This is a genomic window from Diaphorobacter sp. (assembly GCF_050251835.1).
In the GTDB taxonomy this organism is placed as follows: Bacteria; Pseudomonadota; Gammaproteobacteria; order Burkholderiales; family Burkholderiaceae_C; genus JBFXIE01.
Genome location: NZ_JBFWLZ010000020.1, coordinates 17,490 through 30,743, shown reverse-complemented (window position 1 = coordinate 30,743; position 13,254 = coordinate 17,490). Strand labels below are relative to the sequence as shown.

Here is a 13,254-nt window from a genome sequence, read left to right as displayed (position 1 = left end):
GGCCTCAGGGGGTTGTTCATGATCATTCGCCATTGACCCAGGTTTTCAGGATGCTGGCCACGGCCACCGGGTTGCTGCGGGCCAGCTGGCGTGCCTCTTCCAGGCGCAGCTGCTCCTCGGTGGGCTGCAGGTCCTGGGCCTGCACCGGCGCCGGCAGCGCCGGGCGCTGCAGCTCTTCGCCGGCCACGGCGTCCAGCTGCGCGCCCGGCTGGCGCGGCCCGCCCTCCAGCGACTCTTGCTTGCGCCCCTTGATCACCGGGCCCACCAGGCCCAGCAGCAGCAGCGCCACCGCCAGCGAAACACCCACGGGCCAGCCCAGCGACTTGGCCAGCTCGATCATCTCGGGCTGCTTCCACAGGGGCTGCTCGGCGGTGTTCACCTCTTCCACCAGGAAGGGCGCATTCATCAGGTTGACCGAGTCGCCGCGGTCTTTGTTGAAGCCGATGGTCTCGCGCACCAGCGCCGTCATCTGCTCGATCTGCTCGGGCGTCAGCGCCTTGGTCACCGGGGGCTTGCCCGGCCCTTCGCTCACCGACTGGTAATTGACCACCACGGCAGCGTTCACGCGCTTGATGGAGCCTATGCCGCCACGCGTCACCTGCGTGGTCTTGTCCACCTCGTAGTTGGTGATGGACTCGCGCTTGCCCGGCGCCGCCGCGCCGCCCTGCACGCCGCCCGCCGCCGTGGGCGCGGGGTTGGCGCCGTTGATGGGCGCGGCGGACGCCTGCGGCGGCTGGTTGCTCACCGCGCCGGGCACGCCCGTGGGCGGCTGCGCGCCGGGGGCGCCGCCGGTCTCCACCACCTGCTGGCTGCGCACGGCGCTGGAATCGGGGGCCAGGTTGGGCCGGTGCTGCTCCACCGTCTGCTCGGTGTGGCTGAAGTCCACCTCGGCCGTCACCTGGGCCTTCACGTTGTTCTTGCCCACCACGGGCTCCAGCAAGTCCAGGATGCGGCGCGAGTATTGCTGCTCGATCAACTGCACATAGGCCAGCTGCTGCGCATCCACGCCCGCTCCGGACATGTCGGGCGTCTGCGACAGCAGCTTGCCCGTGTCGTCCAGCACGCTGACGGCCGACGGTGCCAGCTCGGGCACGCTGGAGGCCACCAGGTGCACGATGCCCGCCAGCTGCGCGCGATCGAGCGTGCGTCCGGGGTACAGGCTCAGCAGCACCGAGGCAGAGGGCTTTTGCTGCTCGCGAAAGAAACCGTTTTGCTGCGGCAGCGCCAGATGCACGCGCGCGCTTTGCACCGAAGCCAGCGCCTGGATGGAGCGCGTCAGCTCGCCCTCAAGGCCGCGCTGGAAGTTCAGCCGCTCCTGGAACTGCGTTACGCCAAAGCGGTTGCTCTCCATCAGCTCGAAGCCCGTCACCGAACCCTTGGGCAGTCCCTGGGTGGCCAGGCGCAGGCGCACGTCGTGTACCCGGTCGCTGGGCACCATGATGGCGCCGCCGCCCTCGGTGTACTTGTAGGGCACGTTCATGGTGGCCAGCTGCGCCACGATGGCGCCACCGTCCTTGTCGTTCAGGCCCGAGAACAACACCCGGTATTCGGGCTGCCGGCCGTAGAAAAAAAACGCCACCAGCACCGCCAGCACCAGCGCTGCCGCAGCGCCCAGGCGCAGGCGCGCGGTGCGGTCAAGCGACGCCAGCCGCTGCAGCGGGCCAGTGCTGGCGGCGGCGGCGGGCGGGGTCACGGGAATTTCGGCTACTGCAGACATGGTGCTTTCCAAAGGGTCTGGCGCCAGGCAAGACTCTGGCGGTGGCCCGATTATGAGAGCCGCCCCCGCCGCCATTGGCCGGATTAGCCGCGCCTTTGGCCATCATTTCCGCACGCCACCGATCCGCCAAACGCCTACGATTGCCCCATCCCGAGCCTTCCCCAGAGCACCACCATGGACCTGCGCATCAACAGCTCCCAGCTTCCCGTCACCGGCACGCAGGTGGCGCGCCGCGTCACGGCGCCCCAGGACGGCGTGCAGGAAGCCGGCTTCTCGTCCGCCTTCAAAAACGCCCTGCAGGCGGTCAGCGCCGCCCAGGACCGCGCAAGCGGCCTGCAGCGTGAAGTGCAGCTGGAAAACCCCAACGTGAGCATCGAGGAGACCATGGTCTCGATGCAAAAAGCGCAAATCGGCTTCCAGGCCACGCTGCATGTGCGCAACCGCATGGTGCAGGCCTACACCGACATCATGAACATGCAGGTCTAAGACCACCGCTCATCGCGCATCCACTCATCATTTGATAGCTTCTGGCGCTTGACGGATAAGCGCCAGCGCCATTTCCGGCCTAAAAAACACCGGCTACCTTGCGGTAGCCGGTGTTCGGTGTCCTGGCGCTTTGGCGGCAAGACAACCCCGTCGCCTGTCTTGCTGGACCACGCCTTCGAGACTCTTGTTTTGATAGCTGCCAGCGCTTGATAAATAAGCGCCGGAACCGTTTTTGACCAAAAAACCTTAGTGCATCACCTGCGGCTGTCCGTCGAACAAGTGGTCAAACTGCACCAGCCATGGCTCGGCCAGGCAGCGTATCTGGGCATCGTTGCGCAAGATGCGCTGCATGATGCGAGCCTTTTCCTTGCGATGCTCGGGGGCCAGTTCCTGCTGGCGGGCCTCATAGCGCAGCTGCTCGATCAGCACGGCGCAGGCGCCCTCGTAGCGCACCACCTCGTCCCAGTCTTTCTGGCGCGCCGCCTCCAGCATCTTGGCGCTGCTGTCTTCGATGGCTTTGTAGTAGTCGATGAGCATTTCCGGCATTTTTCAAGCCTCCGCCAGCGCAGGTTCCGCTGCTTCGCTGGCCATTTCGTTGTTTTTCTTCATGTCTTTCCAGCCCTGCGCAATCGGCTCAATCAAGCGCATCACTTCTTGCATCATGGCGTCGTCGTTGCGTGCGTTGGCCAGAACCAGACGGCGCAGGCTGTAGTCATAGATAGCCCCCAGGTTCTGGGCCAGCTCTCCACCGGCCTCGCGGTCCAGCGCCGTCATCAAGCCCTCCTCCAGAATGCGCACGGCCTTGGTAATGCTGTTGCACTTCGTCAGCACATCACCGCGTGCCAGTGCGCCACGGGCCGTGGCAATGGCATTCAGAACACCGTCCAGCAGCAAGTTGACCAACTGGTATTGGTCGATGGTGTGCATGCTGGTTTCAACGTTGATGCGCTGGTACGCGGATGCGGCGCGGGGAGTGAAGGCACTGAACATGACGGTAATCCTGAAACTGGCTGCTATTCAATTTATCGGCACAAGGCCGTCAAACTGAAGCTCTTTCAGCCCGAGGATTTATTCCATGTCGTGACCTGCTGGGCAATGTAGGAGTTGAGCGCATTGAGCTTGCTCATCTGACTGTCCAGGGCCACGTAACGCGCCGTCAGGCTGGCTTCCAGCCGGGTGGCCCGATCTTCCACAGCCTGGGTATCCTTGGCATTCAGATCCTTGGCCTTTTTCAGCAATTTGTCCTTGCTGGAGAAGAAGCCGGTTCCATCGGCCAGCAAGCCGTCGATCGTGGACTTGATCTTGGTGCCCACGCCATTTGAGGTGTTGCCATCGGCGCCGCGGAAGAACGCCTTGAGAGCCTCTGGATCCTTGAGCGCGGCTTCGAACTTGGTCGAGTCAATCGCCAAGTCGCCCGAGGGCCGCAGTGGATCAGTTCCCTTGGCCGTGCTGATGCCAACATCGGACAGTGTCCGCAGTTTGCCATCCCCGCCCGCCACCGACTGCAACGCCATGCGCAGGGTGTTCTGCAGTGTCACCGCCGACGAGTCGCCTTGCAGCAATCCGGCCGTCTTGGTGTCCTTGTCGTAGGCTGTGATCGTGTTGAGCGCCTGGTTGACCGCGTTGTAAGCCTTCACGAAGGCGTCCAGGTTCTCCTTGACCTTTGAGGTGTCGCTGGCCACAGTGATCTCAACCGGCCCGGCCGTTTCCTTCAGTGCGTTGAACGTCACGCCCGACACCGTATTCGTGAACGTGTTGCTGGCCGAGGTGACCGCGATGCCGTTGACCGTCGCCTTGGCGTCGGCCGCATAGATGGTGGTGGCGCTATCCATGAGGCGCGACAAACCCGAACCATCAGCATCGTCGCCATCGGTATCGGTGACCGTCATGCGGAACCCTGCCTCTTCGCCGGTGCTCTGACTGCGTAGCAGCAGCCGCTCGCCCGAGGCGTCGGACACGATGGTGGCCGTCACGCCCGCCTTGGCGCCGTTGATCTTGCCAGCGATGTCGGAAAGCGTGTCGTTGATCCCGACGGTGATATCCACCGCAGTCTTGCCATCGGCAGGCGTGAACGTAGAGGAGTCCGCCCACTTGCCCACCTGCAGGCGCAGCGTGCCAGCGCCCACCGGCAAGCCCTTGCTCAGCGCTTGCGAAGTCGTGGTCTGCGCTTTGGCCAGCCCCTGCACCTCCACACTGAACGTGGAAGCTACCGTCCCCCCCACCGCCGACGCGGTGACAGCATCCTTGTTCGACGAAGCAGCGGTCACTGCATTCCAGCCCGTCACGCTCGTCAGCTTGCTCGCGGCGTCTGACAAAGTGGACACCAGTGACTTGATCTGACCATAGGTAGAAATCTTGGCGTCGATCATCGTGGCCTGGTAGGTCAGGCCAGTAGTCCGGGTGATGGGCAGGCGCGCCATGTCCACCGACGATTTAATGATTGCGTTGACATCCACGCCGCCGCCGAGACCGACCCCTAGGGACGTAAAGCTGGCCATAGCCACCTCCTGATAAATGCACTGTCAGGTTAATACCAATCGAGAGATTGTCCAGCCAAGCTGCCAGGCGCATTGCGCCGAAAAGTGCCCGAAATACCGTCCATCCCTGCAAGCGACAAAGCGGCGGCGATCTCGCATCGCCGCCGCTCCTTCTTGCTTTGCAAAGCCGGCCCCTCAGGGGCCCGGCTTCCCAAGCCGCGCTTAGCGCAGCAGGGCCAGCACACCCTGGGGCAACTGGTTGGCCTGCGCCACCATGGCGGTGCCGGCCTGCTGCAGGATCTGCGCGCGCGACAAGGCGGCGGTTTCCGATGCAAAGTCGGCGTCCTGGATGCGGCCGCGCGAGGCAGCCATGTTTTCCGACGTGGTCTGCAGGTTAGTCACTGTGCTCTCGAAGCGAGACTGCAGGGCGCCGTAGCTGGCACGCTGGCTGGCGATGGTCGAGATGGCGGCGTCCACCATGGCCAAGGTGCGGTTGGCACCGGCCACCGTGCTCACGTCCATGTCCTTCACCTTCTGCATCTGGCTGGCCGTCGCAGTGGTTGCCTTCAAGAAGCCGGCAGTCGTGCTGCCAGCGCTGTCCGTGGCACTGAACGACTTGGACGAATCCAACGTCAACTGCCCCGTGATGACAATGTCGTTCGTGCCAAAAGCGGCGGTGGACAATCCGGCTACGGCAGCGCCCAATGCAGTACCTGCTCCATTGTTGGTGCCGTCTAGCGCCTTCAGAGTGAACACGCTGGCGGCATCCGACTTATTGAGCAACTTGATGTCTTCGCCGGAAGCATTGGTCAAGACAAGGCCATTTCCAGCGTCGTTCAAGCGAGCGGACACACCCGTCTTGCCCGACACATCGTTGAAGGCCTTCACTGCAGCGCTGAGGCCTTCGGCCGTGTTGCCGTTCGTCTTGAACGAAATGGTGACTGGCGCACTTGTTTCGTTGTTCGACGCCACTTGCATGGTGTAGGAAGCCCCGGACACAAACGTGTCCATCCCCACTTCCGTACGTGCCGACGCGCTGACCCCCGTGAATTCGGTTTGCGCGTTGACCAAGGCTGCCACATCTTTGGCAGAAGATTTGGCCCCGTAGGTAATGTCTTTCTTGCCAGCAGCCCCCTCTACGGTCAGCGTCCCCCCCGTAATCGCAGACGAGCCGGCGGAGGTGCCGCGCAGGACCAGGTTCGTGCCTGCGGTACTCCCTTGGGTCAAATCGCCCGTGGCGTCGGTGGCGGTAGCTGCCTTCGCGCCAATGCGGTTGTTGCCGTAGGAGTTGGTGCTGAAGTTCGACGAAGTGGCCGTGATGGTCTGGTTGGCATTGGCGCCCACCTGGAACTGGGCGCTGGTGAACGAGCCGTCCAGCAGCTTGCGGCCGTTGAATTCAGTGGTCTTGGCGATGCGGTCCAGCTCCGAGGTGAGCTGGTTCACTTCGGAGTTCAACGCTTCGCGATCCGAGGCGCTGTTGGTGGCGTTGGCCGACTGCACGGCCAGCTCGCGGATACGCTGCAGGATGTCGCCCGAGCTCTTGAGCGCGCCTTCTGCCGTCTGCGCCAGAGAGATACCGTCATTGGCATTGCGCACGGCCTGGTTCAGGCCACGGATCTGGCTGGAGAAACGCTCGGAAATGGCAAGACCGGCGGCGTCGTCCTTGGCGCTGTTGATGCGCAGGCCCGAGGACAGGCGATTGATCGAGGTATTGAGCGCATTCTGGCTGATGCTCAGGTTGCGCTGGGCGGTCAACGATGCGACGTTGGTGTTGATAGTGGCCATTGCTACTCTCCTGAAGGAACTGACATATCTATGGCGTTGCCGCCAACTGGGCCCAGAACCGTCTGGCCGCAGGGTTCACAGCGCCCAACCAGGCTGACTGTTGAACAGCGGGTCGTCACTTTTTGTTTCATGCGCCCCGTTGATTCTGTTTTCGGGTTGCGCTTGGAAAACTTTAGGACTGAATTGGCGGATTGAGCGGTTTTTGGCGTGCTTATCAAGCCAACGGCGCAGCAGCCGCTGGCCACAATCCCTCCAACGTTCCCAAAAAGTCCGCCGGAGGGGTAACGCTTGAACCGGCAGTAATGTTCATTTCCAGCCCTGCAGGAGTTCCGCAATGGCATCGACGATCAACACCAACATCGCCTCGCTCACCGCCCAGCGCAATCTGGGTGTCAGCCAGGCCTCGCTCAATACCTCGATCAATCGCCTGTCCTCGGGCCTGCGCATCAACAGCGCCAAGGACGACGCCGCCGGGCTGGCCATTTCAGAGCGTTTTACTACACAAATCCGCGGCATGAACCAGGCCGCGCGCAATGCCAACGACGGCATCTCGCTCGCCCAGGTTGCCGAGGGTGCGCTCAAGAGCTCGGGCGACATTCTGCAGCGCATCCGCGAGCTGGCCGTGCAGTCGGCCAATGCCACCAACAGCGCCTCGGATCGCGAAGCGTTGAACGCCGAAGTGAACCAGCTCACCTCGGAGCTGGATCGCATCGCCAAGACCACCGAATTCAACGGCCGCAAGCTGCTGGACGGCTCGTTCACCAGCGCCCAGTTCCAGGTAGGCGCCAATGCCAACCAGACCATCACGGCCACTTCGTCCAACTTCAGCACCAGTGCCTACGGCAACTACCGTATTGGCGGCAAGGCAGTAACGCCGACGGACAACACCGGCGATCTGACACTGGGCAGCCTGCCGGGCTCCGTCAAGGCACAAGCTGCGACGCCCACCTCGGGCATCACCGGCCCCGGCACGCTGACCGTGGATGGCGCCTACGGCAAGAAGGCCATCACTTACCCGGCCGGTGCCTCGGCCAAGAGCGTAGCGTCCCTGGTGAATGCCCAGACCGAACTCACCGGCGTGAGTGCCTCGGCACGCACCGAGGTGGGCATCGACAGCCTGGTCTCCGGCGCCTCGTACACGATGCAGGTGGCATCGAACAACGCCACGGGCTCCCCCGCGACGGTTTCGTTCACCGTCAACTCCCTCACCGCCGACGGCCTGAGCGCCGCCGTGAAGGCATTCAACGACGTGTCGGCAAAGACCGGCGTGTCGGCCCGCGTGAATGACGACGGCAACCGCATCATCCTCACCAACGATTCCGGCGAAGACATCAAGCTACTGAACAACTCGGTGTCCACCAGCACCTTCGGCTTGACCAACCCCGACGGCACGCCACTGCCTACAGCCCAGACAGGCATTGCGGGTCAGGGGGGTACTGGCACCTTCGCCGCCAACGGCTACGTCGTCACGGGCCAGTTGACGCTCGATTCGTCCAAGTCGTTTAGCGCCTCGGATAGCCAGGGGACGCTGACAGGAGGTGGCTTCATGCGCGCCAACACCGCCACCTCCAGCCAGTTGCAGGCCGTCAAGGACATGGACGTGAGCACGGTCGGCGGCGCCAACCGCACCCTGGCCATGGTGGATGCTGCCATCGCCGCGATCAGCAGCCAGCGTGCCAATTACGGCGCCCTGCAGTCGCGCTTCGAGACGGCCATCGCCAACCTGAACATCTCTTCGGAAAACATGTCCGCCTCGCGCAGCCGTATTCAGGATGCTGACTTCGCCGCGGAAACGGCCAACCTGTCGCGCACCCAGATCCTGCAACAGGCCGGCACCGCCATGGTGGCTCAGGCCAACCAGATTCCGCAGGGGGTACTGGCATTGCTCAACTAAACAGTGGTTCCCAGTAAAAACTCCCTCTTTATATCTTTCAGCGCTTGCCAGGCAAGGGCTGAAAGCCATTTTTTCAAAAATCCATGCTGGGATTGCTTGGCATACGCATGTTTCGTGGCCACTACGCTAACCTCAGCATTTTGGTACTCGCATGAACATCTGACATGATTCTCGCCAAGTCTCTTCGTCCCGCCCACGCAGGATTGCCACAATGAAGGCTGTCATCCTGGCAGGTGGGCTGGGCACGCGGATTTCCGAGGAATCGCACCTGCGACCCAAGCCCATGGTTGAGATCGGCGGCAAGCCCATCATCTGGCACATAATGAAAATTTACGCCCACTTCGGCATCAACGACTTCGTGATCTGCCTGGGCTACAAGGGCTACGTCATCAAGGAGTATTTCGCTAACTACTTCCTGCACATGTCCGACGTGACCTTCGACATGGCCGGAAACCGCATGCAGATACACGACCAGCACGCAGAGCCTTGGCGCGTGACCCTGGTGGACACGGGCGAACACACAATGACCGGCGGGCGCCTCAAGCGTGTGCGCAAATACCTGGGCAACGAAACCTTCTGCATGACCTACGGCGATGGCGTGGCCGACATCGATGTGACCGCGTTGCTGGCGTTCCACCGCCGCCACGGCAAGCTAGCCACTGTGATGGCCGTGCAGCCTCCGGGCCGCTTCGGGGCGCTGGAGATCCGGGGCGAACAGGTGCGTGGATTCCAAGAAAAGCCCGACGGCGACGGCGGCTGGATCAACGGTGGCTTTTTTGTTCTGGAGCCCGGCGCGCTCGACAGCATTGCGGGCGACGCCACCATCTGGGAGCAAGAACCCATGCGTCAGCTGGCTGCGCGCGGCGAGTTGATGAGCCACTTTCACCGCGGCTTCTGGCAGCCCATGGACACCCTGCGCGACCGCCATATGCTTGAAGAACGCTGGCACAGCGGGCACGCGCCCTGGCGGTTATGGAGCTGAGCCCCGCGTTCTGGACTGGACGACGCGTGCTGCTGACCGGACACACAGGCTTCAAGGGCGGCTGGCTGTCGCTGTGGCTGCACATGCTGGGCGCCAAGGTGCAGGGTTACGCATTGCCGCCAGCCACCACTCCCTCGCTGTGGCTGGCGGCACGTTTGGACGAACTGACACCCGGCGCGCTAGCAGACATCCGCGACATCACGCGCGTGGACGCTGCCGTTACTGCATTCCAGCCGGAAGTGATCCTGCACCTGGCGGCGCAGCCGCTGGTGCGCGCGTCTTACGCAGCACCTACCGAAACCTACGCTACCAACGTGATGGGCACGGTGTACCTGCTGGAAGCCGCTCGCCGCTGCGCTTCAGTACGCGCGGTGGTGGTGGTCACCAGCGACAAATGCTATGACAACCGCGAATGGCCCTGGCCGTACCGTGAAAACGATGCACTCGGTGGATACGACCCCTACAGCAGCAGCAAAGCCTGCGTGGAACTGCTGTGTGCCTCGTGGCGCGCTTCGTTTTTGCAAGACAGCGGCGTTGCACTTGCCACTGCGCGCGCGGGCAATGTTCTCGGCGGCGGTGATTGGTCGCCCGACCGCCTGGTGCCCGATGCCCTGCGCGCCTGGGAGCGCGGCGAAACCCTGACGCTGCGCCACCCCCATGCCACCCGCCCCTGGCAGCATGTGCTGGAACCGCTGCACGGCTACCTGCTTCTGGCCCAGTCGCTGGCAGAGGGCCAGGAACACACCGCATCGGCCTGGAACTTTGGCCCAGACTCCGAAGGACTGGCCAGCGTGGCCGATGTGATAGCGCAGCTTTCGGCGCTATGGCCTGGACCGGCGGCATGGCGCATCGAGGAACAGACGCGCGAGCCCCATGAGGCCGGACGGCTGGCACTGGACTCCTCCAAAGCAAACCAACATTTGAACTGGCGCCCGCGTTGGACACTGGCACAGACACTGGCACGCACTACCGACTGGCACAGTGCTTGGCGTACAGGCAAAGACATGCAGGATTTCACACGTATGCAAATTGCAGCCTTTCAAGACAGCGCCCAATGAACTTCCCTGACGAACCATCCCTGCGTAAGCACATTGGCGAATTGGTGGCAATGTATGCACAGCGCTACCACGCGCCAGCGCCTTTCGTCCCTGGCGAAACCACCGTGCCGCCTTCAGGCAAGGTCATCGGCGCACCCGAACTATGCGCCATGACCGACGCCGTACTGGACGGCTGGCTGACCACGGGCCGCTTCAACGAAGCCTTCGAACAGCGCCTCGCCAGCTACCTGGGCGTGCGCCACGTATTGACCACCAACTCTGGCTCCTCTGCCAACCTGCTGGCGTTCTCGGCGCTGACCTCACCACTGCTGCGCGAACGCGCCATTCAGAAGGGCGACGAGGTGATCGGCGTGGCCGCAGGCTTCCCGACCACGGTGAACCCAGTCCTGCAGTTCGGCGCCGTGCCGGTGTTCGTTGACGTGGAGCTGGGCACTTACAACATTGACGTGGCACAACTGGAGGCCGCCATCAGCCCGCGCACCAAAGCCATCATGCTGGCCCACACGCTAGGCAACCCATTCAACCTGAAAGTGGTGCGCGAAGTCTGTGACCGCCATGGGCTGTGGCTGGTCGAGGACTGCTGCGACGCGCTGGGCTCAACCTGTGACGGCAAGATGGTTGGCACCTTCGGCGATATCGGCACACTGAGCTTCTATCCGGCCCACCACATCACCATGGGCGAGGGCGGTGCGGTATTCACCAACTCACCCATACTCAAACGCGCGCTCGAATCGTTCCGCGATTGGGGGCGTGACTGCTACTGCGCGCCCGGCAAGGACAACACGTGCAACAAACGTTTTTGCCGCCAACTGGGCAGCTTGCCGCAAGGCTATGACCACAAGTACACCTACTCGCACCTGGGCTACAACCTCAAGATCACCGACATGCAGGCCGCCTGCGCCCTAGCGCAGATGGACAGCCTGGAAGCCTTCATCGCCGCGCGCAAACGCAATTTCGCCTGGCTGCACGCGCGCCTGTCGCACTGCGAGGACTGGCTGGTGCTGCCCGAGGCCACGCCGGGCAGTGATCCCTCGTGGTTTGGTTTCACGCTTACCCTGCGTGACGGCTGCGGCATTGACCGCACGGCGCTGCTACAGCATCTGGACGCCCACGGGATCGGCACGCGCCTGTTGTTCGCCGGCAACCTGACGCGCCAGCCCTACATGCAGGGCCAGACCTACCGCGTCACAGGCGAGCTGCGTGTGACCGACAAGGTGATGCACGACACCTTCTGGATCGGCGTCTGGCCTGGGCTGACTGAAGACCACCTGGACTACGCAGCCAGCCAGATCGAAGCCTTTAAAGGCGGAAAGACACGACACACATGAGCACGACGACGCCTCCTACCGCTTCCGCACTATTTACGCAGCCGCTGTTTATCCTGGAGATGGCCAACAATCACATGGGCGACCTAGCCCATGGCGTGGCGCTGGTCCGCGCCTTTGCGGAGGTGTGCAAGCCGTTTCCGTTCCAGTTCGCCTTCAAGCTGCAGTACCGCGACCTGGACACCTTCATCCACAAGGCCATGCGAGGGCGCGATGATGTGAAGTACATCAAACGCTTCAGCGAGACGCGGCTGACACGCAAACAGTTCGACAGCCTGGTGGCAGAAATCCGCGCCAACGGCTTTCTGTGCCTGTCCACCCCGTTCGACGAGCCATCGGTGGCCGTGATCGAGGATCAAGGCCTGGACGCCATCAAGATCGCCAGTTGCTCCATGAGCGACTGGCCGCTGCTAGAACGCGTGGTGCAGACACAGCGCCCACTGATCGCCTCCACCGCAGGGGCCACGCTGGAGGAGATTGACCGCCTGGTGAGCTTCCTCACGCACCGCCAGAAAAACTTCGCCATCATGCACTGCGTGGGCGAATACCCCACGCCGGACGCGCACATGCACCTGTCGCAGATTGACTTCTTGCAGCGGCGCTACCCTGGCGTGCACGTGGGCTTTTCCACGCACGAAGACCCGGACAGCACCGACATCGTGCAAATGGCACTGGCCAAAGGCGCGCGCGTATTCGAAAAACACGTCGGCCTGCCTACCGCACAGTACCCGCTCAACGCCTACTCGGCCAGCCCGCAGCAAGTGCAGCGCTGGCTGGAGGCTGCCCAACGCGCCCTACTGCTATGCGGAGAAGGCGTGCAGCGCCAGCCTGCCAATCCTGTGGAGCGCGCAAGCCTGCGCAGCCTACAGCGCGGCATCTTCGCCCGGCGGTCGATTGCCGCGGGGGAAACCGTGCACGCCGAAGACGTGTACTTCGCCTTCCCGCCGCAGGACGGGCAATACACCGCCAACGACTGGTCGAAATACGCCACCTTCACCGCCCAAACAGCCGTTGCCGCCGACGCCGCGCTGACCCCCCACAACACCAGCCAGCGCGACATGCGCGCCAAGGTGTGGGAGATCGTCCAGCGCGTGCGCGCCCAACTGGCCGCCAGCCATGTGGTGGTGCCCGCACGCGTGGACCTGGAAATCTCGCACCACTACGGCCTGGAGCGCTTCGACGAGGCCGGCCTGACCATGCTCACCGTGGTCAACCGCAGTTACTGCAAGAAGCTGCTGATGTTGCTGCCCGGCCAACACCACCCCGAGCAGCACCACCGGCAAAAGGAAGAAACCTTCCATGTGCTGCATGGGGAAATGACGCTCTCGCTCAACGGCGTGGAGCGCCCATGCCGCCCGGGCGACGTGGTCACCATCGAGCCCGGCGTGCGCCACGCCTTCTACAGCGCGGGGGGCGTCATCATCGAGGAACTGTCTTCCACGCACATCAGTGACGACTCGTTCTATACCGATGAAGCGGTCAACGCCAACCGCGACCGCAAAACCCTTTTGAGCTACTGGATGGACTAGC

General features: G+C 63.1%; 11 protein-coding genes. 6 read left to right on the top strand and 5 right to left on the bottom strand.

What is annotated here, in order from left to right; translation table 11 throughout:
- Positions 1-22 precede the first annotated feature (22 nt).
- A complete protein-coding gene (gene fliF, locus AB7E35_RS08750; RefSeq protein ID WP_428163183.1) occupies positions 23-1,717 on the bottom strand; it encodes a flagellar basal-body MS-ring/collar protein FliF in 1,695 nt (564 codons plus the stop codon).
- Between the two features lie 174 nt (positions 1,718-1,891).
- On the opposite strand from fliF, the gene fliE reads away from it, so the two are divergent.
- On the top strand, positions 1,892-2,203 hold the full coding sequence (gene fliE / locus AB7E35_RS08745) for a flagellar hook-basal body complex protein FliE (protein ID WP_135147849.1): 312 nt from the start codon (positions 1,892-1,894) through the stop codon (positions 2,201-2,203).
- Positions 2,204-2,449: 246 nt separating this feature from the next.
- Here fliE and AB7E35_RS08740 read toward each other — a convergent pair whose 3' ends face one another.
- The 4 genes from AB7E35_RS08740 to AB7E35_RS08725 form a co-directional block, all read right to left on the bottom strand.
- Positions 2,450-2,749 (bottom strand): flagellar protein FliT, encoded by a 300-nt coding sequence (locus AB7E35_RS08740; protein ID WP_428163184.1) that lies wholly within the window; start codon positions 2,747-2,749, stop codon positions 2,450-2,452.
- 3 nt (positions 2,750-2,752) lie between these two features.
- Complete coding sequence (fliS, locus tag AB7E35_RS08735) at positions 2,753-3,193, bottom strand: flagellar export chaperone FliS (protein ID WP_428163185.1); 441 nt, start codon at positions 3,191-3,193, stop codon at positions 2,753-2,755.
- 65 nt (positions 3,194-3,258) lie between these two features.
- Positions 3,259-4,701: a flagellar filament capping protein FliD gene (fliD, locus tag AB7E35_RS08730; protein ID WP_428163186.1), complete on the bottom strand. Its 1,443-nt coding sequence runs from the start codon at positions 4,699-4,701 to the stop codon at positions 3,259-3,261.
- Between the two features lie 201 nt (positions 4,702-4,902).
- Entirely contained in the window at positions 4,903-6,465 is a 1,563-nt protein-coding gene (locus AB7E35_RS08725; RefSeq protein ID WP_428163187.1) for a flagellin, read from the bottom strand.
- 334 nt (positions 6,466-6,799) lie between these two features.
- Between AB7E35_RS08725 and AB7E35_RS08720 the strand changes: the two genes are divergently transcribed.
- The 5 genes from AB7E35_RS08720 to AB7E35_RS08700 all read left to right on the top strand — a co-directional run bounded on the left by AB7E35_RS08720 (position 6,800) and on the right by AB7E35_RS08700 (position 13,253).
- The gene (locus AB7E35_RS08720; protein ID WP_428163188.1) at positions 6,800-8,359 is read left to right on the top strand and encodes a flagellin; all 1,560 of its coding nucleotides are present in this window, start codon (positions 6,800-6,802) and stop codon (positions 8,357-8,359) included.
- A gap of 211 nt (positions 8,360-8,570) precedes the next feature.
- On the top strand, positions 8,571-9,341 hold the full coding sequence (gene rfbF / locus AB7E35_RS08715; RefSeq protein WP_428163189.1) for a glucose-1-phosphate cytidylyltransferase: 771 nt from the start codon (positions 8,571-8,573) through the stop codon (positions 9,339-9,341).
- Complete coding sequence (rfbG, locus tag AB7E35_RS08710) at positions 9,332-10,399, top strand: CDP-glucose 4,6-dehydratase (protein ID WP_428163190.1); 1,068 nt, start codon at positions 9,332-9,334, stop codon at positions 10,397-10,399. The genes rfbF and rfbG overlap by 10 nt, the downstream gene beginning before the upstream one ends.
- Positions 10,396-11,727, top strand: a complete 1,332-nt coding sequence (rfbH, locus tag AB7E35_RS08705) for a lipopolysaccharide biosynthesis protein RfbH (RefSeq protein WP_428163191.1) — start codon at positions 10,396-10,398, stop codon at positions 11,725-11,727. The genes rfbG and rfbH overlap by 4 nt, the downstream gene beginning before the upstream one ends.
- Positions 11,724-13,253 carry an N-acetylneuraminate synthase family protein gene (locus AB7E35_RS08700; RefSeq protein ID WP_428167420.1) on the top strand — a complete coding sequence of 510 codons (1,530 nt, stop codon included), beginning with the start codon at positions 11,724-11,726 and terminating at the stop codon, positions 13,251-13,253. The genes rfbH and AB7E35_RS08700 overlap by 4 nt, the downstream gene beginning before the upstream one ends.
- Position 13,254: the final 1 nt, after the last annotated feature.

Coding starts and splice junctions, on each gene's coding strand:
- fliD (WP_428163186.1), bottom strand. CDS start 4,701: ATGGCCAGCTTTACGTCCCTAGGGGTCGGTCTCGGCGGCGGCGTGGAT.
- AB7E35_RS08725 (WP_428163187.1), bottom strand. CDS start 6,465: ATGGCCACTATCAACACCAACGTCGCATCGTTGACCGCCCAGCGCAAC.
- AB7E35_RS08700 (WP_428167420.1), top strand. CDS start 11,724: ATGAGCACGACGACGCCTCCTACCGCTTCCGCACTATTTACGCAGCCG.
- rfbG (WP_428163190.1), top strand. CDS start 9,332: ATGGAGCTGAGCCCCGCGTTCTGGACTGGACGACGCGTGCTGCTGACC.
- rfbH (WP_428163191.1), top strand. CDS start 10,396: ATGAACTTCCCTGACGAACCATCCCTGCGTAAGCACATTGGCGAATTG.
- fliS (WP_428163185.1), bottom strand. CDS start 3,193: ATGTTCAGTGCCTTCACTCCCCGCGCCGCATCCGCGTACCAGCGCATC.
- rfbF (WP_428163189.1), top strand. CDS start 8,571: ATGAAGGCTGTCATCCTGGCAGGTGGGCTGGGCACGCGGATTTCCGAG.
- fliF (WP_428163183.1), bottom strand. CDS start 1,717: ATGTCTGCAGTAGCCGAAATTCCCGTGACCCCGCCCGCCGCCGCCGCC.
- AB7E35_RS08720 (WP_428163188.1), top strand. CDS start 6,800: ATGGCATCGACGATCAACACCAACATCGCCTCGCTCACCGCCCAGCGC.
- fliE (WP_135147849.1), top strand. CDS start 1,892: ATGGACCTGCGCATCAACAGCTCCCAGCTTCCCGTCACCGGCACGCAG.
- AB7E35_RS08740 (WP_428163184.1), bottom strand. CDS start 2,749: ATGCCGGAAATGCTCATCGACTACTACAAAGCCATCGAAGACAGCAGC.